The organism is Streptomyces olivochromogenes, from assembly GCF_021538895.1.
Classification (GTDB): Bacteria; Actinomycetota; Actinomycetes; order Streptomycetales; family Streptomycetaceae; genus Streptomyces; species Streptomyces olivochromogenes_A.
Map to the genome: position 1 here is coordinate 1 of NZ_JADDRL010000137.1, position 23,582 is coordinate 23,582.

The following is a 23,582-nucleotide window of genomic DNA, read 5'->3' on the forward strand; positions in this document are numbered from 1 at the left end:
CCGTGCTGTCGCTCTCGGCCGGCCTGCTCACCGCCTCCCCCGCCCAGGCCGCCACCGGCACGATCACCGGTCTCGCGGGCAAGTGCCTGGACGTCGCCGGCGCGAACTCCGCCGACGGCACGCCCGTCCAGCTCTACGACTGCAACGGCACCAGCGCCCAGCAGTGGACCGTCGGCACCGACGGCACCATCCGCGCACTCGGCAAGTGCCTCGACGTCACGGGCAATTCGACCGCCAACGGCGCCAAGACGCAGCTGTGGACCTGTACCGGCGGCGCGAACCAGAAGTGGACCGTCACCGCCGCGCACGACATCGTCAACCCGCAGGCCGACAAGTGCCTGGACGTCACCGACAACAGCTCCGCCAACGGCGCCCGGGCGCAGATCTGGAGCTGCACCGGCGCCGCCAACCAGAAGTGGACCGCGCCCGCGGCGGGCGGCGGCACCCCGGCCTCGCCGATGGCTGTCGCGCCGTACCTCTACAACGGCTGGGGCAGCCCGCCCAGCCCCACCACGATCACCAACGCCACGGGCGTCAAGTGGTTCACGCTCGCCTTCGTGCTCAGCAACGGCTACTGCAACCCGCAGTGGGACGGCAGCCGCCCGCTGACCGGCGGCGTGGACCAGCAGACGGTGAACACCGTGCGGGGCAACGGCGGTGACATCATCCCGTCGTTCGGCGGGTACAGCGGCAACAAGCTGGAGAGCTCCTGTTCCAGCGCGGGCGAACTCGCCGCCGCCTACCAGAAGGTGATCAACGCCTACGGGCTGAAGGCGATCGACATCGACATCGAGGCCGACGCGTACGCGAGCGCGACCGTGCAGCAGCGCACGGTGGACGCGCTGAAGACCGTGAAGGCGAACAACCCCGGTCTGAAGGTGTACGTCACCATCGGCACCGGGCAGAACGGACCGGACACCGGCCTCATCAACCGTGCCGCCAACTCCGGTCTGACGGTGGACAGTTGGACCATCATGCCGTTCGACTTCGGCGGGGCCGGACAGAACATGGGCAACCTGACCGTGCGGGCGGCCGAGGGCCTGAAGAACGCGGTGAAGAACGCGTACGGTTACAGCGACGACCAGGCCTACCGGGACATGGGCATCTCGTCGATGAACGGGATCACCGACCAGAACGAGACGGTCACCGTCAACGACTTCCGCACGATCCTCGCCTACGCACAGCAGCACCACCTGGCCCGGCTCACCTTCTGGTCCGCCAACCGCGACCGGCCGTGCACCGGCGGCCCGGCCGACAGTTGCTCCGGGGTCGGCCAGTCCGCCTGGGACTACACCCGGGTCTTCGCCGCCTACGCCGGCTGACCAGGCCGATCCCCACCCCCGTCGTCGGCCGATCCGTTCGGCAAGGAGGACCCGTACCCGTGCTCCGATTCCCCCGCTCAACCCCCGCCGGCCGCCCCAGATCCGTCGCGGCCGCGCTGGTCACCGTCACCGCCGCCGCACTGCTGTCCGCCGCACCCGCGCACGCCGCGGCCTCCGCGGCCGCCGCCCTGCCCGGCGACTGGTCCACCGTGATCAACGCGGCGAGCGGCAAGTGCCTGGACGCCAAGGCGGCCGGCACCGCCAACGGCACCGTCGTCCAGCAGTACACCTGCAACAGCACGACGGCCCAGCAGTGGAGCTTCACCGCCACCGGCGACGGCTACGTGCGCATCAACAACCGCAACAACAGCAGTCAGGTGGTGGACGTCACCGACGTCTCCACCGCCGACAACGCGCCGCTCCAGCTGTGGAGTTACGGCGGTGGCGGCAACCAGCAGTGGCTTCCGGTCGACGACGGCGGCGGCGCCTTCCACTTCGTCAACCGGGGCAGCGGCAAGTGCCTGGACGACCCCGGCGCCTCGACCGCGGACAGCGTCCGGTTCGTGCAGTACACCTGCAACGGCACCGCCGCCCAGCGCTTCCAGGTGGTCCCGGTGACCCAGTCGACGAGCAACCCCGACCTCGGCCCGAACGTCGTCGTGTTCGACCCGTCGATGTCGTCCTCGACGATCCAGAGCAGACTGGACTCGATCTTCCAGCAGCAGGAGACCAATCAGTTCGGCTCCCAGCGCTACGCCGTCCTGTTCAAGCCCGGCGCCTACAACGCGAACGTCAACGTCGGCTTCTACACCCAGGTCGTGGGCCTCGGCCTGACCCCCGACGCGGTCTCCGTCAACGGAGCCGTGCACGCGGAGGCCGACTGGTTCCAGGGCAACGCCACCCAGAACTTCTGGCGCGGAGCCGAGAACCTGTCGGTCAACCCCACCAACGGGAGCGACCGTTGGGCCGTCTCGCAAGCCGCTCCCTACCGGCGGATGCACCTGCGCGGCAACCTCGCCCTGGACGACGGCGGCTGGTCCAGCGGCGGCTATCTCGCCGACAGCAAGATCGACGGCCGGGTCGACTCCGGCACCCAGCAGCAGTGGCTGACCCGCAACTCCCAGCTGGGCAGCTGGACCGGGTCCAACTGGAACATGGTGTTCGTCGGCAGCCAGGGCGTCCCGGGCACCACCTTCCCGAACCCGCCGCACACCACGGTGGCACAGAGCCCGGTGAGCCGGGAGAAGCCGTTCCTGTATGTCAACGGATCGGGCGCCTACCAGGTGTTCGTACCGTCCCTGCGGTCCAACTCCACCGGGACCAGCTGGGCGGGCGGCCCGGCCGGCTCCTCGCTGCCGCTGAGCCAGTTCTACGTGGTGAAGCCGGGCGCCACCGCCGCACAGATCAACGCCGCCCTGGCCGCGGGCCAGAACCTCCTGGTCACCCCGGGTGTCTACCACCTGGACCAGACCCTGAAGGTGACCCGTCCCGACACGGTCGTCCTGGGCCTCGGTCTGGCCACGTTCGTCCCGGACAACGGCATCACGGCCATGACGGTGGCGGACGTGGACGGCGTGAAGATCGCCGGTCTGCTCTTCGACGCCGGTACCACCAGCTCGAAGACCCTGGTCGAGGTCGGGCCGGCCGGCTCCACCGCCCCCCACGCGGCCGACCCGACCTCCCTGCACGACGTCTACTTCCGCGTCGGCGGCGCGGGCGTCGGCAAGGCGGCCACCGGCCTGGTCGTCAACAGCTCCCAGGTCATCGGCGACCACATGTGGATCTGGCGCGCCGACCACGGCAGCGGCGTCGGCTGGACCAGCAACACCACGGACACCGGACTCGTGGTCAACGGCGACGACGTCACCATGTACGGCCTGTTCGTCGAGCACTTCCAGAAGTACCAGACCGTCTGGAACGGCAACGGCGGCCGCACCTACTTCTTCCAGAACGAGCTGCCGTACGACCCGCCCACCCAGGGCGCCTGGATGAACGGCTCCACCCAGGGCTACGCCGCCTACAAGGTCGCCGACTCGGTCACCAGCCACCAGGCCTACGGGCTGGGCAGCTACTGCTACTTCAACGTCAACCCCGGCGTGACCGCCGCCCGCGCCATCGAGGCACCCGACAACCCGAACGTCCGCTTCACCAGCATGGTGACCGTCTCCCTCGGTGGCACCGGCACCATCAGTCACGTCATCAACAACACCGGCGGACCTTCCAACTCCGGCAGCAATGTGGCCGACTTGACCAACTACCCGTGATCAACAAGCACTTCGGTGCCCGTCCGGCAATACGGGACGACGACCGCCCCCACCCAGGAGTCGACGTGCGCAACCCGCTGTCCCCCACCTCAGGGCCCGGCGCCTCGGCGTCCGGCCGCAACAGGTCACGTCGGCCGCGCCTGGCCGCGCTGGCCACCGCCCTCGGCGCGGCGGCCCTCGTGGTGGCGCTGCCGGCCCAGGCCGACGCGAGCGTCCTGCGGTTGCTCCCGCAGAACGCTCGCGTCGGGCTGGGAGTACGGCTGGCCACCGAGTCCTGACCGGACGACGGCCCGGGCCGGTGGGACATCGTCGCCCGCCTGCCGGCGTCAGCTGCGCGTCCGCACTCGGTGGGCGCGGGCGTAGCGGGAGGCCAGCGTGTGGAACGCCTCCTTGGGTTCCCAGTGCCAGTCGGACGCGGGGTCGTCGGGGTGGTCCTTGATGGTCTTGGTGAGGGAGTAGCTCGCCATGTCGAGGTCGTGGCGCGGGTCGTCGGGGCGGTGGGGGGCGTCCGGGGTGACGAACTCGAAGGCCATCGCCGCATGGAGGTCCAGCGAGGAGAAGACGTCCACCAGCTCACCCACGTACGCGGCCTGCGTGCGTTCGCTGCGGACCAAGTGGCCCTTGATCTCCTCGGGGTGCTTGTCGTGGTCGACGACGTCCCAGCCCATGCCGCCCGCCTCGGGGGCACCGGCGTAGGTGCACGTGCCGAACTCGGTGATCGCCAGCGGCTTCCCCCGGCGCAGAAAGCCGCGCAGCTCCCGCACGTAGTCCGCGCGGTGACGGAAGTACGAGTAGTAGTTGATGCCCACGATGTCGAAGAGCGTCCAGTCGACCTTGTCGTCCTGGGCCGCGGCATAGCTGAGGGCGCCGTGGAAGACCGAGCGGCCGACGCGTGCCGCCTTCGCCGTGAAGCGGTCCAGGAGGCGCTGCATCCTCTCGTAGTCGACCTGGCCGCTGAGCAGGTTCCGTACGCGTTCGAGGGCCGTGTCCCCCGGGACGATCCCGGGCACGAACAGCACGAACTCGCAGCCCACACTGAAGTCGACGCTCGCGCCCTGCCGGCGCAGCCGCTCGGCGAACCGGCCGGTCTCGGCCAGGTGCTCCAGGATGTCGCGTTCCGGAACATCGCCGAGGGTCGGCTGGAGCCAGACGTGCAGTCCTCGTTCGGCGGCCTCGGCGGCGGTGGCGGTGAGCCGCTCGACGCCGTCGCCGGTCACGCTCACGGCTCCGGCGTGCAGCTCGTCGCGTATCACCCGGATGTCCTCGCGCATCCGGGCGAGGCTGAAGGCCGTACCCGGTGTCTCGCCCTCGCCCAGCGTGTAGACGACGCCCTGGTGGCACGGCCCGCGCCGCCGCCCCTGCGTCGCCCGCGCCACACCCGCCGGCGCCGGCGCCCCGGCGAACCCGACGGCCGCCATCCCGGTCAGGAACTGTGCCCGGTTGATCCCCTTCGTTTTCTCCATACGGCCACTGTGGCGAGGGCGCACCCGTCCCGGCGTCCGCCGACGGTCTACGGGACCGCGACGAAGGGATGACGAAGGGATGAGAACGGGCGACGAAAGCGAGGGCGAACGAAGCCGACCGGACGCCGCCTCTGGCAGCCCGGGCCGACTCGGCGGACCCTGGTAGTGGAGCGGACCGGGCGAGACCCCGGTGGTCCCGACGGTGTCCGGCTCGGCGAGGAGGTCATCATGCACGGCAGCCTGCACAGCGTGGACGACGTCATGACGCGCACCGTCGTCACCGTCCGCCGTGACACGCCGTTCAAGGACATCGCCGCACTGATCGAAGAGCGGAACATCAGTGCCCTTCCGGTGGTGGACGATGAGGGGCGGGTGGTCGGTGTCGTCTCCGAGGCCGACCTGCTGCTCAAGGAGGAGTTCCGCGACAGCGACCCGGACCGGTTCACCCAGCTGAGCCGGATGTCCGACCTGGCCAAGGCCGGCGCCCTGACCGCTCAGGACCTGATGACCGCCCCGGCCGTGACCGTGCACGACGGTGCCACGCTGTCGCAGGCGGCCCGCATCATGGCCCGGCGCAAGGTCAAGCGGCTGCCCGTCATCGACAGCACGGGCTCGCTCGTGGGCGTGGTCAGCCGAGCGGACCTGCTCAAGGTGTTCCTGCGGGACGACGAGAGCCTCACCGAGGACGTGCGGCACGAGGTCGTGGACCGGCTGTTCCCGCTGTGCGCCGACCACATCCAGGTCGAGGTCTCCGACGGCGTCGTGACCCTCACGGGCTGGATCGACGGCGGGGCCCTGGTCCCCGTGGCCGACCGGCTGTCCCGCGCCATCGAGGGCGTGGTCGACGTCCGCTGCCACCTCACCGACGGGACGGTACGGAGCGCCTCGATCTGAGGCCCGCTTCAGGGCCCGCGGGGCTGCCGCGGGGGCCGGGCGACGGCGCACCATGGAGGTGCCGCCGCGGCCGTCCTCCGCCGTGCGGAAAGTTGTTCGTGGACCGGGAGCCGGAAGGTGAGGCGAGTGGTTCATGAAGGCGACGCTGTCTCTCGGACGGATCGCCGGTGTCCGGGTCGGCCTGCACTGGAGCGTGCTGGTCATCGTCGTCGTGGTGGCGCTCGCCCTGGCGCGCGGCCGGTTCCCGCAGGCGTACCCCGGCCACTCCGTCGTGCTCTACTGGGCGCTCGCCCTGCTGACCTCGGTCGTCTTCCTCGCCTCGCTGCTGGCGCACGAGCTGGCGCACGCCGTGGTGGCACGCCGCAACGGTGTCGAGGTCGACGGCATCACCCTGTGGATGCTCGGCGGCGCCGCCCGGCTCCACAGCGAGGCGCCGTCACCGGCCGCGGAACTGCGCATCGCGGGCGTGGGCCCGCTCACCAGCGCGCTGCTCGGCGGTCTGCTGGCCGGTCTCGCGGTGTGGCTGGACGCACTGCACGCGTCGGGGCTCGCCGTCGAGGCGGTCGCCTGGCTGGCCGCGATCAATCTCGTACTGGCCGTCTTCAACGCGCTGCCCGCCGCCCCGCTGGACGGTGGGCGACTGCTGCGGGCGTACCTGTGGCACCGTACCGGCGACCGCCTGCGGGCCACCCGGGGCGCGTCGGCGGCGGGACGGGGGCTGGGCTGGCTGATGGTGGCCGCCGGTTTCGCCGTCGTCCTGTTCCGCGGCGACTTCTCCGGGCTCTGGCCGGCCCTGCTCGGCTGGTTCCTGATCGCGGCGGCGACCGCCGAGGCCCGGCAGGCGCAGCTGAACAGTGCGCTGAGAGGGGTACCGGTGAGCCGGGTCATGACCGCCGATCCGGTGTCCGTGCCCGGCGGGGCGACCCTCTCCGACCTCCTCGCCGAGGGCCCGTTCGGTCACTACCGCCACTCCGCCTTCCCCGTCCTCGCGCCGGACGGCACGGTGGCCGGGCTGATCACGATGGACCTGATCAACCGGACCCCGGTCGAGGCTCGTTCGACCACGCGTGTCCGTGACGTGATGCTCCCCCTGCCCGGCCTGGTGACCGCCGCCCCCGACGAGCCGATGGTGGACCTGCTGCCCCGTCTGCAGACCGGCACCGTGCGCAGGGCCCTGGTCCTCGACGGCGGCCGCCTCGTCGGCATCCTCACCCTCGCCGACCTCAACCGCGCCCTGAACTGGCCGGCCCCCTCCGCCGGCGCCCACCACCGGGGGCCGTGGCCCGGCGAGGGATAGCCGCCGCCGGGGAACCGGGCCGTACCGCCCGGTGCGGGCGCGGTGCCGGGCGGCTGGTCTGTCAGTGCCCGGATGCTGCTCTGTCCGTGTCCTCGATGCCGCAGCCGGGGGATCACGGCACGCCGTGGGACACAAGATGTGGTTACCGTTGCGCGCGGTCGCTGATGATCTCCGTCAGCGCAGTCTGCCGAGCCGGGAGGCCACCCTGATGTCCGACGAACCCATCCTGGTGCTTGCGGCCACCGGCGGTCAGGGCGGTGCCGTGACCGAAGCCCTGCTGGGCCGAGGGGCCACGGTGCGGGCATTGGTGCGGGATCCGGACAAGGAGAACGCGCGGGCGTTGGCGGCTCGGGGCGTCGAGGTCGTGAAGGGGTCGCTGAGCGACGGCGACTCGCTCGCCGCGGCCATGCGCGGGGTGGCGGGAGTGTTCGCGTTCACCACTCCCTTCGAGGCGGGCATCGAGGCCGAGGTGGCCCAGGGGCGGGCCATTCTGGAGGCGGCGCGGGCGAATCGGGTCCCGCATCTCGTGTTCAGTTCGGTGGCCGGGGCCGATCAGCGCAGCGGGGTCCCCCATTTCGAGAGCAAGGCGCGCATCGAGGCCGCTCTCGCCGCCGGCGACGTGCCCTACACGATCCTCGGGCCGACGTATTTCTACGACAACGCGCTCGGCGGAGCCGAACGCATCGTGCTGAACGGAGCGCTCGACCTGCCCCTGCCGTCCGATCTGCCGTTGCAGCAGCTCGACCGGTCGGACCTCGGCGCCTTCGCGGCGGTGGTGCTGCTGCACCCGGCCCGCTATGCCGGGCGGCGGATCGAGCTGGCGAGCGACGCGCCCACACCCGCTCAGATGGCGACCGCTCTCACCGCGGCGGTGGGACGCGAGGTCCGTCACGAGCGGGTGCCGCTCGCGGCGGTGAGCAACCCGGACATGCACGCGATGTGGCGGTTCCTGAACGGCCCCGGATACCGCGTCGACATCCCCGCGCTGCACGACGCCCATCCGAACGTCCCCTGGACCGGCTTCGCCGACTGGGCGCGGCGAACCTTCGAGACCGTCCGCTGAACGATCCGACGGCTGCCGGTGTCGATCCCGGCGGAGCTCGGTTGTGTCGGCCGGATCCCAGGGCCCGGCATACGTTACACAGGAGTTGACCAGGACGTCGGCTCCGGTGCGCAGGCGCTCACCGGGACGGCGGGCGTGCGAACGGCTGCCCCGATCGGGCAGGGAAACGGGCGGGACCAGTGGGCGAGCTGACGACCAATGACGGCGTGCGTCTGGTGTACCGCGACAGCGGGGGCGAGGGCGTCCCGCTGATCCTGCTGCACGGCTGGGGCCAGACGCAGGAGATGTTCAGGCACCAGCTGAGCGGCTTGGCCCCCGCCCATCGCGTGATCACTCTCGATCTGCGCGGCCACGGCGTCTCCGACAAACCTCACCACGGCTACCGCGTCTCCCGCCTGGCCGCCGACGTCCTCGGCCTCGTCGACCAGCTGGGGCTCGACCGCTTCGACGCTCTCGGATGGTCGATGGGCGTGTCGGTGTGGTGGAGCTTCATGGATCAGTACGGCACCGGCCGCATCCGGCGCTTCGTCGCCGTGGACCAGCCCGCGGCCGTCGCCGCCGTGCCCTGGATGTCGCCCGAGGAGCAGCGCGAGTCCGGCGCGATCTTCGACGTGGCCGGGCTCCTCGCGCTCGGCGCCGCGCTCGCGGGCCCCGACGGCGACCGCGTCCACCACGACTTCGTGCGCGGCATGTTCTCCGGTGACCCGGACCCCGAGGTCCTCGCCTTCGTCGCCGGACAGATCAGCTCGACGCCCGCTCACGCAGGTGTCCCTCTGCTCTTCGACCACTGCGCTCAGGACTGGCGTGACCTGCTGCCGCGTGTGGACGTGCCGACGCTGGTGATCGGCTGTGAGGGAAGTCATGTCGAGCCCGGTTCCCAGCGGTTCATCGCGCACGAGATCCCGGACGCCCGGCTGCACGTCTTCCCGGCGAGCGAGGCGAACTCGCACTTCCCCTTCCTGGAGAACCCCTCGGCGTTCAACGCGGTGGTCGACAAGTTCCTGTCCGAGGAGATCACCCCGGACCACTTCGCCACCGACTGACTCCTGTCGGCCGATCTTCTCGAAATGGGCCCGTGTTCGAGGAACACCGGGCTGCTGTGCGCGGTTGCCTCCATCGAATACCACCGCTGTCCCGGCCATCCGACCGGTACGCGCGCACTTGCCCGAAAGGTGAATGTCAGTGTTCCAGCACATCCTGGTCGCCATCGATCCGAGCCCCGCACGTCGCTCCGCGATACGTCTGGCAGGCGACTTGGCCCTGCTGACCCACGCCAAGGTCAGTGTCCTGCACATCGCCGCGTCGGCCGCCTCGATCGCCGCCGTCCTCCCGCTGGAGGACGACGCCGAGGCCAAGGCCGTCCTCGACGAAGCCGTGGCCGAGCTGCGGGAGCGGGGGGTTCCGGCGGACGGCACGCTCGCCCACGGCCTGACCACGCAGATCCCCACCACCATCTCCACCGTCGCCGAGGAGGCCGGGGCCGACCTCATCGTCATCAGCCCCCACCACCGCAACAGCGTCGAGGCCTTCTTCAACCCGCGCGTCAGCGACGCCGTCGCCCACGCCAGCCGCGTGGCGGTGCTGCTCGCTCCCGAGGGCCCGGACGAGCAGGAGAACTGACCTCCGGGCGTTGTACGCCACAGACACGGACCGCCGAGGACCCCGCCCCGCTTGGTCGGCATACCGGGCGGGGTCCTCGATGCCGGGGCCCCTGACCCGCCCGCCGTCGACCGGCTCAGGTCTGCTCGAAGTGGCTGGCCCGGCCCTCGTGTCGTACCAGGCGTCCCAGGCGGGCCGCCTGGGTGCGGGGCATGAGGGCCCAGGTGCCGTCCGTGCGGCGCAGGGCCGCCGAGTGCCAGGGGGTGGTCCAGGCGTCGGGGGCGTCCAGGAGGCGGATGCCGAACTTGGGGGCGCCGATCGGCTGGGGGTGGATGGACAGGCGTACGGCCTCGGGGTGGTGCTCGGCGATCAGCGCACCCCAGGCGCGGCTGCGCTGGATGACTCCGTACGCACGCCGACGGCACTCTCGCTGCAGGGCGGAGCGGGTGCCGATGTGGTCGGCGGTGTCCTCGACAAGGAAGCGCGTGATGCCCCGGTAGAGGGCGAGGGAGTGGGCGTCGGCGCGGGTCTCGGCGCGCAGGGCGTCCAGGGCGGGGGCGTAGCGGTCGTGGACGTGGGCGCGTTTCGTGTCGTGCGGGAGGTCGCCGAGGACGTCGCGCAGGTCGAAGACGGACAGTCTGGTCAGTTCCAACCGGGATATGAGGACGCGTAGTTCGTCGGCGTAGGCGTCGATGTGCTCGTCGGGGACGCGGACGAGGTCGCCGAAGACGTGGCCGTCGGAGCAGATGATGACGTGGGCGCCGGGCGGGTGGATCCGCTCGATGTGCGTGCAGAGGGTGTGGAGGAAGGTCAGGGAGAGGCGCTCTCCCTGGTCGGGGAGGTGGCCCAGGACCTTGGCCGGGTTGGGGGACTTGCAGGGGAAGCCGGGCAGGGTGAACACGACGGGGGCGTCACGGCGCACGAAGTCGGTGATCAGCCGGAGTTGGTGGGGGAAGGCCCCCGCGGCGACGGGGGCGTGGTCCGTCGTGCGGTGGTGGGGCAGGAGCAGGTTCAGGATGGCGGCGCCGACGCTCGTGGGGCAGGTGTCGGGCGCGGTGGTCAGCGGCATGGCAGGTCTCCGGGAGGCTTGGCTCGGGGCGCGATGGCATGACGGCATGGCGCCGTGGCGGAGGCCGGGCGCGCTGTCGGGAAGGTGGGGTCGCTCGGGCGGGCCGGGGCCGGCCGGACTAGGGTCTTTCGTTTGGATCAGGCCGGATCAGGGAGCGGGGTCTGGTGCCGTGCATCGCAAGGCGGAGGAGGGCGTCATGGCGGAGCCATGGCAACCGACGACAACGCGGCGAGGCACGGTGCCAGACCCCGCGAGTCCGGCATGATCCAAACGAGAGGCCCTAGCCCCGGTCAGGCGTGGGCCGGGGTCAGAGGCGTCGGTCGTAACCCACGGACAGGTGGTGGGCGCCACGGCCGAGGACGGCCGGGATCCACTCGATGTCCTCGTCCGGGACGGCCAGACGCAGGCCGGGCAGCCGGGCGAGGAGCGTGCCCAGGGCGATCCGGAGTTCGACGCGGGCCAGCGCCGCGCCGGGGCAGAAGTGGATGCCGTGGCCGAAGGCGAGGTGGGGGTTGGGGCTGCGGTCGAGGTCGAGGGTGTCGGGGTCGGGGAAGCGGCGCGGGTCGCGGTTGGCGGCGCACAGGGAGACGATCACGGAGTCGCCGGCCGGGACTCTCGTGCCGTGCAGGTCGCTGTCCCGGTCGAAGAAGCGCCAGGTGGTCAGCTCGAAGGCGCTGTCGTGGCGCAGGAGTTCCTCGACCGCCCGGGGCAGCAGGTCCGGGTGCTCGCGCAGCCGGGCGAGCTGGTCGGGGTGGCGGAAGAGGGCGATGAGGGCGGTGGTGATCTGGTTGGTGACCGGTTCCTGTCCCGCCACCAGGAGCTGGAAGATCATCGAGTCCAGCTCCTCCGGGGACAGTTCGCCGCGGTCGCGGGCCACGACGAGGCGGCTGAGTAGTCCGTCGTCCGCGTGCTCCCGCTTGTGGGCGACGACGTCCGCGATGTAGCCCTGCAGACCCTTCAGGCGTGCCTCGTAGCGCGGACGTCCGGGGTCGGTGGGGCCTACGGGCTGGACGACCTTGCCCCAGTCCCGGTCGAAGCGGTCCGCCAACTCCGGTGGCAGGCCGATGACTTCGGCGAGGACCCGGAAGGGGAAGTGGGCGGCGAAGCCGGTGACGAGGTCGGCGGGGCCGCTCTCGGGCAGGGCGTCGACGAGGCTTTCGGCCAGTTCCTGGAAACGGGGCCGGAGTTCCTCGACCCGGCGCGGGGTGAACGCGTCGGTGACCAGGCGCCGCATGCCCGTGTGCCGCGGCGGGTCCTGGTGCAGCAGGTGGACCTGGAGCTGGGAGTGCTGCGGCTCGGGCATGATCGAGGCGCGGGCGCGCCAGCGGTCGTTGCCGCGGTCGTGGTTCTTGCCCAGGCGGTCGTCGCCGAGCGCGGCATGGGCGGCTTCGTACCCGGTGACGAGCCAGGCCTGCACACCGCTGGGGAACAGGACCCGGTGGACGGGGCCAGCCTCGCGCATCCGCTCGTACAGGGGGTAGGGATCGGCCTTGTAGGGGCAGCCCATCAGCGGCACGGGGTCGGGGAGCGTCTCCTGGTCCATGGCCGTGCGGGGTTCCTGGGTGGTCATGCGGAGGCTCCTCAGAGGGCGAGTTCGGGCTGGTGGTGGTCCAGCCACAGGGCGAGGTCGACGACCCGTTCGAGGCGCAGGCGGTGGCCCCACTCCAGTCGGTCGGGCGGGGTGTCGAGGCAGGGTTTGACGCGGGTCTCGTCGGCCAGGGCGCGGACCTGTTCGGTGGCCAGGGCGTCGCGGGCCAGGTCCTGCAGACCACGGTTGTAGTCGGGGTGATGGGTGGCCGGGTAGTGGTTCTTGGGCCGGTGCAGCACGGAGTCCGGGGCCAGGCCGGCGCCCGCCGCGCGCAGCAGGCTCTTCTCGCGGCCGTCGAAGCTCTTCAGCGCCCAGGGGGTGCTGAAGGCGTACTCGACGAGACGGTGGTCGCAGTACGGGACCCGCACCTCCAGGCCCTGGGCCATGCTCAACCGGTCCTTGCGGTGCAGGAGTTGGCGCAGCCAGCGGGTCAGGGACAGGTGTTGCATCTCGCGCTGCCGGTGCTCGGCCGGGCTCTCGCCGTCCAGGTGGGGCACGGCGGCCAGGGCCTCGCGGTAGGTGTCGTCGCGGAACTCGCCGATGCGGAGGTCGAGTTCCGGGTTCAGGGGCATGGCCGCCTCGTCGCCGGTGACCAGCAGCCAGGGGAAGGTCTCGGCGGCGAGCACCTTGGGGTTGTGGAACCAGGGGTAGCCGCCGAACACCTCGTCGGCGGCCTCGCCGGACAGGGCGACGGTGGAGTGCCGTCGTATCTCCCCGAACAGCAGGTAGAGCGAGGTGTCCATGTCGCCGACACCGATCGGCGAGTCCCGCGCGGCGACGACGGCCGTGCGGTGCTCGGGGTCGAGCAGGGCGCGCGGGTCGAGGACGACGGTGCTGTGGTCGGTGCCGATGAAGGCGCCGGCCTCGGCGGCGTAGGGGGTGTCGTGGCCGGTGCGCAGGACGTCGCCGGTGAACCGCTCGGCCTGGTCGCTGTAGTCGACGGCGTACGAGCGGATGCGCGCGTCGGGGCCTTCGCGCAGCCGGAGTTCGTCGGCGAGCAGGGCGGTCAGGACCGTGGAGTCGATACCGCCGGACAGCAGGCTGCACAGGGGGACGTCGGCCTCCAACTGGCCGCGCGCCGCCGAGCCGACCAGCTCCCCGATCCGCTCCACGGTGGTGTCCCGGTCGTCGGTGTGCGGCCTGGCCTCCAGCTGCCAGTAGCGGCGTTCGCGGACGCCGTCCCGGTCCAGCACGAGGATGCCGCCGGGTTCGACCTCGCGTACCCCGGACCACACGGTCGGGCCGGTGTTGAACAGCAGGCTGTACGCCTCCCGCAGTCCGTCGGCGTCCACCCGGGGCCGTATCTCCGGGTGGGCGAACAGGGCCTTGGGCTCGGAGGCGAAGGCCAGGCCGCCGTCGACGGCCGCCCAGAACAGGGGCTTGACGCCGAGGCGGTCGCGGACGAGCAGCAGCCGCTGGGCCCGTTCGTCCCAGACGGCGAGGGCGAACATGCCCTCCAGGTGATCGGCGAGGTTCTCGCCCCACTCGGCGTACGCCCGCAGCACCACCTCGGTGTCGCTGCGGGTGCCGAAGTCGTGGCCGCGCCCGCGCAGTTCGGCCCGCAGCCGGTGGTGGTTGTAGATCTCGCCGCTGTAGCTGAGCACGAGGGCCGGCCGGTCGGGCCGGTCGGTCATCGGCTGCACCCCGCCGGCCAGGTCGATGACGGCCAGGCGGCGGTGGCCGATCGCGGCGTGCTCGCCGAGCCAGACGCCCCGGGCGTCGGGGCCGCGCGGGGTGAGGGTGGCGGTCATGGCCTCGATGACCGGGGCCTGGGTGCGGGCGTCGTGGTGGAAGGACGCCCAGCCGGTGATTCCGCACATGGGGATGTCTCCTGGGTCAGGTGTGGGCGGCGTCGGGGGTGTTCTCCGGCACGCGGGCCGGTGGCCGCCCGGGCAGCGCGAGCAGGGGTACGGCGAGACAGGCGGCGGTGGCGGCCAGGGCGAGCCCGGCCCGGGCGCCGCCGCCGGGCCCGGTGAAGGCCCCGACCGCGGTGGCCAGGGCGGGGCCGAGGGTGAAGCCGAGGCTGCGGGCGAGCTGCACCGTGGAGCCGACGGTGGCCGCACGGTCCGCCGGTGCGGCGCCCATGACCAGCGCCTGGGTGGGTCCGCCGTTCAGGCCCATGCCGATCCCGGCCAGCGCGAGCCGCCAGGCCACGTCCGCCGGGGACCAGTCGTCGCCGAGCGCCACCAGCAGGAGCAGGCCGGCCGCGGTGAGGACGGCACCGGCCACGGCCACCGGGCGGGCGCCGGTGGGGGTACCCCCACGCGAGCGAGGCCGAGCGACGGGGAGGTCCGCGAGGCGTCCGGCCAGCGGTCCGGCCAGGCCCATGCCGAGCGGGAAGGCCAGGACGGTCAGCCCGGTCGTGGTGGCGCTGACCCCGTCGTCGCGCTGGAGGTGCAGCGCGACGACGTAGTGCATGGCGGCGAACGCGGCGGCCAGGGCCAGTACCGCCCCATGGGCCCGGAGCAGTCCCGCGCCGCGCAGCGCCCGGGTCACCGTGCGCCCGCTCGGAGCGCGCAGCCACCACCACAACGGCGGCCCCGCGGCCACCGCGAGGGCGAGCCACACCGGGCCGCTCGACGCCAGGGTCAGCGCGAGCAGCAGGACGGCCACGCCGCAGGCCACCAGCAGGGCGTCCGCCGTGGCGCGCCGGTCGGGCGCGCGCAGCCCGCCGTCCGGCGGCATCGCCCGCCGGGCCACGAACAGCGCGAGCAGGCAGAAGGGCACCTTGACCAGGAAGACGGCGTGCCAGCCCAGGTGGTCCAGCAGCAGGCCGCCGACCGCCGGTCCGGTCACCGCGCCCAGCGGACCCAGGGTGGCGGGCACGCTCATCGCCCGGCCGCGCAGCTCCGGCCGTACGGAACGCATGGCGAGGAGCGGCATCAGTACGAACAGCACCGCTCCGCACACGCCCTGCGCGAGGCGGGCGGCGATGAGCCAGGCGGCCCAGGGCGCGGCGGCGGCCAGGACGCTGCACAGGCCGAAGCCGGCGGTGGCGGCCAGGACGGCGGACCGCATCCCCACGCCGTCGAGCCAGCGGCCGACCGGCAACAGGAGGGCGACGACAGGGAGTTGGTAGCCGAGGACGGCCCACTGGGCGGTGGCGGCGGAGGTGTGGAGACCGTCGGCGATGTCCGCGAGGGCCACGTTGACGATGTTCATGTCGAGCATCGCCACGAACGACAGCACGCCCGCTACGGCCACCAGCAGCCAGCGGTCCTCGTCGACGGGGCTGTGGCCGGGCCGCTGCGAACCGGACCTGCTCTCGGGCCGCTCCGAACCGGGCCTGTTCTGTGGCACCTTGGCGTTCCTCCCCCGGTCGGCGGGCCGCCGGTCGGCCGCCTCGTCCCACAAGTCGGGCGCGGGGTCGAGTGAGTTCCCGCGTCGCGTCATCCGGCGGCCGTCCGTATCGTCGCGGGCTCCTCGGTGCCGGCCGGGGCCCGGTGGTCGAAGGCGATCAGCGGGTCACCGGTGAGGGGGTGGTCGACCACGGTCGCCCGGACGCCGAACACCTCCGCCATCAACTCCGGTGTCAGCACCTCGCGCGGCCGTCCGGAGGCGACCACGGACCCGGCGTGCAGCACGTGCAGCCGGTCGCAGACGGAGGCGGCCGCGTTGAGGTCGTGCAGCGACACCAGCGTCGTACGGCGTTGGCCGCGCAACAGCGCGAGCAGCTCCACCTGGTGGCGGATGTCGAGGTGGTTGGTCGGCTCGTCCAGCACGAGGACGTCGGGGTCCTGTGCGAACGCCCGGGCCAGCAGCACGCGTTGGCGTTCGCCGCCGGACAGGGCCGTGAACCGGCGGTCCGCCTGCCCGGCCATGCCGACGTCCGCCAAGGCGCGGGCGACGTGGTCCCGGTCGGTGGCGTCCTCGCTCGCGAAGGCCCGCTTGTAGGGCGTGCGCCCCATGGCCACGACCTCGCGCACGCTCAGCTCGAAGTCGCTTCCGCGTTCCTGCGGGAGCGCGGCCACGTGCCGCGCCGACCGCGCCGGGCTCAGCTCGCGCAGATCGGTGCCGGACAGCAGCACCCGTCCGGCGGCGGGCTTCAGATGCCGGTAGACGGTGCGCAGGAGCGTGGACTTGCCACTGCCGTTGGGCCCGACGAGCCCGGTGATCTCGCCCTCGGCGGCCACCAGATGGGCGTCGGCCACGACCGTGCGGCCCGCGTAGGCGACCCGCAGGTTCTCGATGTCGATCCTCAACTGCCGCTCCCCAGGCGTCGGTCCAGCAGATACAGCAGGGCGGGAGCCCCGAGCAGCGAGGTGACCACGCCGACCGGCAGCTCCTGCGCGTCCATCGCCGTACGGCAGACGATGTCGACCACCACCAGCAGCAGGGCGCCGAACAGCGCAGAGAGGGGCAGCAGTCGCCGGTGGTCGCCGCCGACGACCAGGCGGCAGACGTGCGGCACCATCAGGGCGACGAAGGCGATCGCGCCGGAGACCGCGACCAGGACGCCGGTGAGCACGCTGGTCACGGTGAACAGTTCACGGCGCAGCCGGGTGACGTCGATGCCGAGTCCGGCCGCGGTCTCGTCGCCCATGAGCAGGGCGTTCAGGCCACGGGCGCGGGCCTGGAGCCACAGCCCCGCGAGGGGTACGGCGAGGGCGGGCACCGCCAGCAGTTGCCAGTTCGCCCCGCCGAGACTGCCCATGAGCCAGAACAGCACGCTGTGCGTCTGCTGTTCGTCCCCGGCCTGTAGGACGAGGTAGCTGGTGAAGCCGGACAGGAACTGGCCGATGGCCACGCCCGCCAACACCAGCCGCAGTGGGGCGAATCCGCCGCCGCGCCGGGCCACGGCCCACACCAGGGCGAAGGTGGCCAGGGCCCCCGCGAAGGCGGCGCCGGACAGGCCGATGCCGAGGGCTCCGCCCGTGCCGAGTCCCAGCACGATGGCGGCGACCGCGCCGAGGGACGCGCCGTTGGAGATGCCGAGCAGATACGGGTCGGCGAGCGGGTTGCGGACCAGGGCCTGTACGGCCGTACCGACGAGCCCGAGTCCGGCGCCGACCAGTGCCGCCAACAGGGCGCGCGGGACCCGCAGTTGCCACACGATCAGGTCGTCGGTGCCCGCGCGCGGTGCCTCGCCCGACAGCCGGCGCCACACCACGCCCCACACCTCGGCGGGCGGGATGGAGGTCGCCCCCCAGGCCACGGCGGCCGTGAGCGCGGCGAGCAGGGCCACGCCCAGGGCCAGCGCCAGCGGCCCCGCGGGCAGTCCGCGCTTTTCGGGGGCGGCGCCGCCCGTCCTGCGGCGCGCCAGGGTGAGGGCCACGGCTAGCCGACCTTGCCCGGGTAGAGGGTCTTGGCGATCGCCTCGACGGTGTCGGCGTTCGCGACTGAGGCGATGGTGGTCCGCTCCGAGCCGATGCGCAGGAAGTGGCCTTCCCGTACCGCCTTCAGGCCCTTGGTGGCGGGGTTGGACCTCAGCCACCGCTCGGCCTCGTCGAAGGCCGTGTCGTTCGCCTCCTCGCCGCCCCGGTCGCGCACGCCGAGCTGGATCCAGTCGGGGTTCTTCGCGATCACGTCCTCCCAGCCGACCTGCCGGTAGTCGCCGTCGCAGTCGGCGAACGCGTTGCGGGCGCCGGCCAGGGTGATCACGGCGTTGGCGATCTGCCGGTTGCAGGTGACGGTGGGCTGCTTGGTGCCGGCGTCGTAGTCGAAGAAGAAGTACGTCGGCCGCTTGCCCTCGGGCGTGCCGCCGATCGCCTTGTGGACGGCGTCCACCTTCTTCTTCATCCCGGCGACGAGTTCCGTGGCTTTCGCGCGCGTGCCGGTGACGGCGCCGAGGGAGGTGATGTCGGCCTCGACGGCGGACAGATCGGTCACGGGGGCGTCGCCGCGCGCTGCGCACGCGGTGGACTTGAGGTAGATGTGCTTGATCCCGGCCGCCTCGAACTCCTCGGCCGTCGGCGCGTCCCCCATGCCGGAGCCGCCCATGCCGCCCATCGAGGCGAAGGTGTCGATGTACAGGTCGGCGCCGGAGCCGAGCAGCTTCTCCTTCGGGATCACGCTCCGGCCGAGCACCTTCACCTGCTGGGCCTGCGCGTCCAGGGCGGCGGGCAGGGTGCCCCTGCCGGGCGGGAAGCCGGTGCCGAGGACCCGGTCGCCGGCGCCGAGCCGGAGCAGCAGCTCCAAGGCGGAGGCGTTGCTGGTGACGATCTTCCGCGGTGCGGCGGAGATGGTGGTCCCGGCGCCCGCGCAGTCGGTGACGGAGACCGGGTAGCCGCCGGTGACGGCCCTTCCGGCGTTCTCGTCCGACGTCTGGTCCGTCCCGCCTCCGCAGCCCGTCGCCAGCAGGCCGCCGAGCACGACGGCCGCCGTACTGCCCCACACACGAGAACGCATCGAACAACTCCCGGATCCACTCGGTACGCGGGTGACCCTCCGTCACCCGGTCCAGTAGTCGGGCCGAACGCGGCCCGAGTTCCCGAAGGTCGGCGAACTCGCTAGGACGGACCACACCCGCCCCGGAGTCGAGGTGGGTGGTGCCCGTCGGCTTCCGGCGGGCACCACCCCTCACGACGGTCTTGTCTCAGCCCACCAGCACGGCCGGTTCGGGCCGGTCCGCCTCGTCCAGCAGGTGCGTCAGGGTCGCCCGCGCGCGGGCGACGCGGGAACGGACCGTACCGACCGGGCAGTCGCTGACCTCGGCCGCCTCCGCGTAGGGCAGGCCGAGCAGTTGGGTGAGGACGAACGCCTCGCGGCGCTCCTGGGGCAGCGCGGCCAGCAGGTCGAGCAGCGCGATGCCGTCGTCGAAGCCGGGCAGGCCCTGCGGCTGGGCCAGCTCGACGGCCGTCCGCCAGTCCGGTACGTCGGCCAGGCGGGGCCGGGCGGCGGCGTACCGGTAGCTGTCGATCACCGCGCGGCGGGCGATGGACAGCAGCCAGGCGCGGGCCGACGAGCGGCCCTCGAAACGGTGCAGGCTGCCGAGCGCGCGCAGGAAGGTGTCCTGGGCGAGGTCGTCGACGGCCTGCGGATCCGCGCACAGGTGGGCGACATAGCGCTGGACGTCGCGGTGCAGGGCGCGGACGAAGTGGTCGACCGCGTCCGCGTCACCGCCCCGGGCAGCCAGCGCCCACGCGGTCGTCGACTCGTCGAGCGCCGTCGTCGTGGCGCCCTTGTGGCGCGAGGTGGGCAGGGCAGGAGTCATCACCTGGTGTCCTTCTCGGTCATCCGTGATCCGGACCCGCGGCAGGCGAGCGCGCGCGGACGGTCCGGTGAAGTGGGGAGACGGCCCTACGACGCGACGGCGCGCGGCGGCGTTACCGCTACGGCGCCTGTACGGGCGTACGGCCATGGCCCGAGGCGCGATCGCGCGGCCTCGGGAAACCGGCTGTCGTCAGACGACAGCGCTCCCCACCGGCGGACCCCGAGAGGTGATCGAGTCGGCCAGCTGCGGACGCCGCGGCGTCCGCTCCGAGCGGCGGCGGCGCACGCCCGGACACGGACGGTCCGGGGTGACGGGCAGGGCGAGCAGCAGCCGCAGCGGTGCCGCCAGCCATCCGGCCACGGCACGCAGGATCCGGAAGGCGGCCCGTTCGCCGTGGGCCAGCCACAGGCCGCACAGCAGCGCGGCCAGCAGGTGGGCGGCGAGCATGCCGAACGACGACGAGCCGCCGTCCATGGAGTGGCCCACGTGCCCCACGTGATCCATGTGGGACATGTGATCCATGCGGCTCATGTCCATCGAGTCCCTGCGCATCGAGCCGCCCAGGTCCATGGAACCCACGTTCCTGGAGCCCATGCCGCCCATGTCCATGGAGACCGGGCCCCCGGACACCGACTGCGCGTAGGCGAAGGCCTCGTGGAGGACCGTCTGGGCGGCGACCACGACCGTGACCACCAACGGCAGCCCGCGCTCACGCCCCGCCAGGCACCAGCCCGCCGCACCGGTCAGGGCCACGCCGGCGGCCAGCGCCCACGCGGGCACGTCGCTGCCCGACATCAGGACGTGTCCCAGGGCGGCGAGCAGCACGCACACGGCCGCGAACACCGCGGCCCGTATCGTGCGAGAACACCACCCTGCTGTCATGGCGCCCCATCCTCGCATCCGGGCCTTGCTCGTCATGCGAGGGTACGCGGATCCACCGGGGCTCGGACTCACGCCGCGCGGTGTGATCTGGCTCATGACAACACGTGGGAACCCAGGGGCAGTTGAGCCCGACTACTGAGGTGGGCCGCTCCTGCGGCCGCCGTCGGGTACCGGCGCTCACCAGCCGCTGCCGCTCGGCCGCATCACCACCGCCTCCGTCTCGACAGGGCCGCTGTGCTCGAAGTACAGCGTGAACGGAACCAGGTCGCCCGCCCGCCAGCCAGCCCCGGCCCGCAGGGTCACGTCCAGGCCGTGCGGCGACATGCTCAGCTCACCGCCCGCCGGAACTGTGGCCGCCTTCAAGTCGGCCTTGTAGGCGGCTCCGTCGCCGGCGGAGCTGTGCCGGCCGAGGGTCATCCCCGCGGGCGCCGCGGACGACGTCACGCCGATCAACCGGTCGTCCGCGCCACCGACGTTGGTGATGTCGAAGAACGCCGCGGTCTCATCGGTGTTGCCGTACGGCAGGAAGACCCGCCCGGCCGCGACGGCGATCCGGGCCGGGCTGCCCGCCTTCCCGGCCCCGACCCAGGTCGTCAGGACGGCGAGGGCCACGCTGCACGCGGCGATGGGCGTGAGCGCGGTGAACAGGGCCTCGGTCAGCCGGCGGCGGGTGGGACGCCAGAGGTTCGGCTCGTTCATCGGTTACGCCTCCGGACGGGTGAGGGCTGCCAAGCGCGCAGCCGCAGGCTGTTGCCGACCACGAGCAGCGAGCTGGCCGACATGGCGGCCGCGGCGAACATCGGGCTGAGCAGGCCGACCAGGGCGAGCGGCACGGTCACCGCGTTGTAGCCGAAGGCCCACACGAGATTGGCGCGGATGGTGCCGAGCGTCCGCCGGGCCAGCAGGACGGCGTCCGCGAGTACCTCGATGTCACCGCGTACCAGCGTCACGTCGGCGGCTCCGATGGCGACGTCGGTGCCGCTGCCCAGGGCGATGCCCAGGTCGGCGCCGGCCAGCGCGGCGGCGTCGTTCACGCCGTCGCCGACGACCGCGACCCGGAGTCCCTGCTCCCGCAGGTCCGCCACGAGGCCGGCCTTGTCCTCGGGCGTGCGGCGGGCGTGCACCTCCTCGATGCCGAGGTCCGCCGCGACGGCGCGTGCGGGTGCCTCCCGGTCGCCGGTGGCGAGCACCGGACGCACGCCGAGACGCCTGAGCCGGTCCACGGCCCGGTAGCTGCCGGACCGTACGACGTCACCGATCTCGATCAGTGCCTCGACCACCCCGTCCACGCGTACCAGGACGGGTGTGTGGGCGGCCGCCTCGGCGACGGACATCGCGTCCGCCAGGGCGCCGGGCACCTCGTCGTCGGGGGCGAGGACTTCGACCAGCCGACCCTCGACGCGGCCGCGCACTCCCTGCCCGGGCACGGCGGTGAACCCGCTCACCTCGGGCAGGGGCCGCTCGGGCAGGGCCTGCCGGGCGTACGCGGTGACGGCCCGGCCCAGCGGGTGTTCCGAGCCCTGCTCGACCGCACCCGCCAGCCGCACGACGGCCTCCGTCCCCAGGCCGCCGGGCACGGCCGTGACCCGGGCGACGCTCATGTGGCCGGAGGTGAGGGTGCCGGTCTTGTCGAGCACGACGGCGTCGATGTGCCGCAATCCTTCCAGGGCCTGCGGTCCGCCGACGAGGACGCCGAGTTGGGCGCCCCGGCCGGTGGCGGCCATGAGCGCGGTCGGCGTCGCCAGGCCCAGCGCGCAGGGGCAGGCGACGACGAGGACGGCCACGGACGCGGTGACGGCGGCCTGCGGATCGGCACCGGCGCCGAGCCAGAAGCCGAGAGCGGTCACGGCCAGCGCCAGGACGCAGGGTACGAAGACCTCGGCCACCGAGTCGGCCAGCCGCTGCGCCCGCGCCTTGCCCGCCTGTGCCTCGCCCACCAGCCGTGTGATGCGGGCGAGTTGGGTGTCGGCGCCGACGGCGGTGGCCCGTACGAGCAGCAGCCCGCCGGCGTTGACGGCCCCGCCGACCAGGGTGGAGCCGGGGCCGACCTCGACGGGTTCGCTCTCCCCGGTGACCAGGGACAGGTCCACCGCGGAGTTGCCCTCCACCACCTCGCCGTCGGTGGCGACGCGCTCCCCCGGCCGTACGACGAAGACCTGCCCGACCTCCAACTCCTCGATCGGCACGCGCCGTTCGGACGTGCCTTCACGCACCGACACGTCCTTGGCGGCGAGCCGGGCGAGCGACCGCAGCGCCGCACCGGTTCCGCGCCGGGCACGTGTTTCCAGGAAGCGCCCCGCCAGGACGAACAGCGGTACGCCGACGGCCGCTTCGAGGTAGACGTGGGCCACGCCGTCCGGGGCGGAGGGCACCAGGCTGAACGGCATGCGCATCCCGGGCTGCCCGGCGCCCCCGAGGAAGAGCGCGTACGCGGACCAGGAGAAGGAGGCCGCCACGCCCAGTGAGACCAGCGTGTCCATGGTCGCCGCCGAGTGCCGCAGCCCGCGCAGCGCCCGCGCATGGAACGGCCGACTGCTCCACACGGCGACGGGGGCGGCGAGCGCGAAGCACAGCCATTGCCAGTTCCGGAACTGCAGCCCGGGCACCATGGACAGGACGAGTACCGGCACGGCGAGCAGGGCGGTGACCACGAGCCGCTCACGCTCGACCCACGCGCTCTCGACATCACCGTCGTCCGGTTTGCTCGATTTGTACTCACCGTCCGCGTGCCGCTGCCCCCTGGGCGGTTCGGGAAGCGCGGCCGTGTAGCCGGCCTGCTCGACGGCCGCGACGAGTTCCCCGGTGGCGATCTCCGCCGGATGGCTCACCCGGGCCCGCCCGGTGGCCAGGTTGACGGTCGCCGTGACACCCTCCAGCCTGCCGAGCTTCTTCTCCACCCGTCTGACGCAGGCCGCGCAGGTCATACCGCCGACGGTCAGATCGGTCGTGACCAGGGTGCCCACGGCTTCCGCGCCCATCAGTGACGCC

Annotated in this window: 20 protein-coding genes; 8 read left to right on the top strand and 12 right to left on the bottom strand. The window is 72.6% G+C overall.

Annotation, left to right across the window (positions count from 1 at the left end):
* The first annotated feature begins 2 nt into the window (after positions 1-2).
* From IPZ69_RS40415 to IPZ69_RS40425, 3 genes are read left to right on the top strand one after another with little or no spacing between them, the layout of a single operon-like run.
* The gene (locus IPZ69_RS40415) at positions 3-1,322 is read left to right on the top strand and encodes a chitinase (protein ID WP_235459737.1); all 1,320 of its coding nucleotides are present in this window, start codon (positions 3-5) and stop codon (positions 1,320-1,322) included.
* 59 nt (positions 1,323-1,381) lie between these two features.
* Entirely contained in the window at positions 1,382-3,586 is a 2,205-nt protein-coding gene (locus IPZ69_RS40420) for an RICIN domain-containing protein (RefSeq protein WP_235459738.1), read from the top strand.
* Entirely contained in the window at positions 3,583-3,864 is a 282-nt protein-coding gene (locus tag IPZ69_RS40425) for a hypothetical protein (RefSeq protein WP_235459739.1), read from the top strand. Before IPZ69_RS40420 ends, IPZ69_RS40425 begins: the two co-directional genes overlap by 4 nt.
* Before the next feature lie 48 nt (positions 3,865-3,912).
* On the opposite strand, the gene IPZ69_RS40430 is transcribed toward IPZ69_RS40425, so the two are convergent.
* Positions 3,913-5,049, bottom strand: coding sequence for an abortive phage infection protein (locus tag IPZ69_RS40430; protein WP_235459740.1), 1,137 nt, complete (start codon positions 5,047-5,049; stop codon positions 3,913-3,915).
* 228 nt (positions 5,050-5,277) lie between these two features.
* Between IPZ69_RS40430 and IPZ69_RS40435 the strand changes: the two genes are divergently transcribed.
* The 5 genes from IPZ69_RS40435 to IPZ69_RS40455 all read left to right on the top strand — a co-directional run bounded on the left by IPZ69_RS40435 (position 5,278) and on the right by IPZ69_RS40455 (position 9,923).
* Positions 5,278-5,943, top strand: coding sequence for a CBS domain-containing protein (locus IPZ69_RS40435; protein ID WP_235459741.1), 666 nt, complete (start codon positions 5,278-5,280; stop codon positions 5,941-5,943).
* 133 nt (positions 5,944-6,076) lie between these two features.
* Entirely contained in the window at positions 6,077-7,240 is a 1,164-nt protein-coding gene (locus IPZ69_RS40440) for a site-2 protease family protein (RefSeq protein ID WP_235459742.1), read from the top strand.
* 208 nt (positions 7,241-7,448) lie between these two features.
* Positions 7,449-8,303 (top strand): NmrA/HSCARG family protein, encoded by an 855-nt coding sequence (locus tag IPZ69_RS40445; RefSeq protein ID WP_235459743.1) that lies wholly within the window; start codon positions 7,449-7,451, stop codon positions 8,301-8,303.
* A 179-nt stretch (positions 8,304-8,482) separates the two neighbouring features.
* Positions 8,483-9,346: an alpha/beta fold hydrolase gene (locus IPZ69_RS40450; protein ID WP_235459744.1), complete on the top strand. Its 864-nt coding sequence runs from the start codon at positions 8,483-8,485 to the stop codon at positions 9,344-9,346.
* 139 nt (positions 9,347-9,485) lie between these two features.
* Positions 9,486-9,923: a universal stress protein gene (locus IPZ69_RS40455; RefSeq protein ID WP_235459745.1), complete on the top strand. Its 438-nt coding sequence runs from the start codon at positions 9,486-9,488 to the stop codon at positions 9,921-9,923.
* A gap of 115 nt (positions 9,924-10,038) precedes the next feature.
* Here the strand turns inward: IPZ69_RS40455 and IPZ69_RS40460 are convergent, their stop codons facing one another.
* From IPZ69_RS40460 to IPZ69_RS40510, 11 genes are all read right to left on the bottom strand, one after another.
* Positions 10,039-10,971, bottom strand: a complete 933-nt coding sequence (locus IPZ69_RS40460; protein WP_235459746.1) for an L-tyrosine/L-tryptophan isonitrile synthase family protein — start codon at positions 10,969-10,971, stop codon at positions 10,039-10,041.
* A 307-nt stretch (positions 10,972-11,278) separates the two neighbouring features.
* On the bottom strand, positions 11,279-12,541 hold the full coding sequence (locus IPZ69_RS40465; RefSeq protein WP_235459747.1) for a cytochrome P450 family protein: 1,263 nt from the start codon (positions 12,539-12,541) through the stop codon (positions 11,279-11,281).
* Positions 12,542-12,552: 11 nt separating this feature from the next.
* Positions 12,553-14,379 carry an asparagine synthase (glutamine-hydrolyzing) gene (gene asnB, locus IPZ69_RS40470; RefSeq protein WP_235459748.1) on the bottom strand — a complete coding sequence of 609 codons (1,827 nt, stop codon included), beginning with the start codon at positions 14,377-14,379 and terminating at the stop codon, positions 12,553-12,555.
* 16 nt (positions 14,380-14,395) lie between these two features.
* Positions 14,396-15,952, bottom strand: coding sequence for an MFS transporter (locus IPZ69_RS40475; protein WP_235459749.1), 1,557 nt, complete (start codon positions 15,950-15,952; stop codon positions 14,396-14,398).
* The gene (locus tag IPZ69_RS40480; protein WP_235459750.1) at positions 15,949-16,761 is read right to left on the bottom strand and encodes an ABC transporter ATP-binding protein; all 813 of its coding nucleotides are present in this window, start codon (positions 16,759-16,761) and stop codon (positions 15,949-15,951) included. Before IPZ69_RS40480 ends, IPZ69_RS40475 begins: the two co-directional genes overlap by 4 nt.
* Positions 16,758-17,834: a FecCD family ABC transporter permease gene (locus IPZ69_RS40485; protein WP_235459751.1), complete on the bottom strand. Its 1,077-nt coding sequence runs from the start codon at positions 17,832-17,834 to the stop codon at positions 16,758-16,760. The genes IPZ69_RS40480 and IPZ69_RS40485 overlap by 4 nt, the downstream gene beginning before the upstream one ends.
* 2 nt (positions 17,835-17,836) lie before the next feature.
* A complete protein-coding gene (locus tag IPZ69_RS40490) occupies positions 17,837-18,907 on the bottom strand; it encodes an ABC transporter substrate-binding protein (protein ID WP_235459752.1) in 1,071 nt (356 codons plus the stop codon).
* Positions 18,908-19,094: 187 nt separating this feature from the next.
* Positions 19,095-19,715, bottom strand: coding sequence for a sigma-70 family RNA polymerase sigma factor (locus IPZ69_RS40495; protein WP_235459753.1), 621 nt, complete (start codon positions 19,713-19,715; stop codon positions 19,095-19,097).
* 186 nt (positions 19,716-19,901) lie between these two features.
* Entirely contained in the window at positions 19,902-20,594 is a 693-nt protein-coding gene (locus IPZ69_RS40500) for a hypothetical protein (protein WP_235459754.1), read from the bottom strand.
* A gap of 177 nt (positions 20,595-20,771) precedes the next feature.
* The gene (locus IPZ69_RS40505) at positions 20,772-21,293 is read right to left on the bottom strand and encodes a copper chaperone PCu(A)C (RefSeq protein ID WP_235459755.1); all 522 of its coding nucleotides are present in this window, start codon (positions 21,291-21,293) and stop codon (positions 20,772-20,774) included.
* On the bottom strand, positions 21,290-23,572 hold the full coding sequence (locus tag IPZ69_RS40510) for a heavy metal translocating P-type ATPase (protein WP_235459756.1): 2,283 nt from the start codon (positions 23,570-23,572) through the stop codon (positions 21,290-21,292). Before IPZ69_RS40510 ends, IPZ69_RS40505 begins: the two co-directional genes overlap by 4 nt.
* Positions 23,573-23,582: the final 10 nt, after the last annotated feature.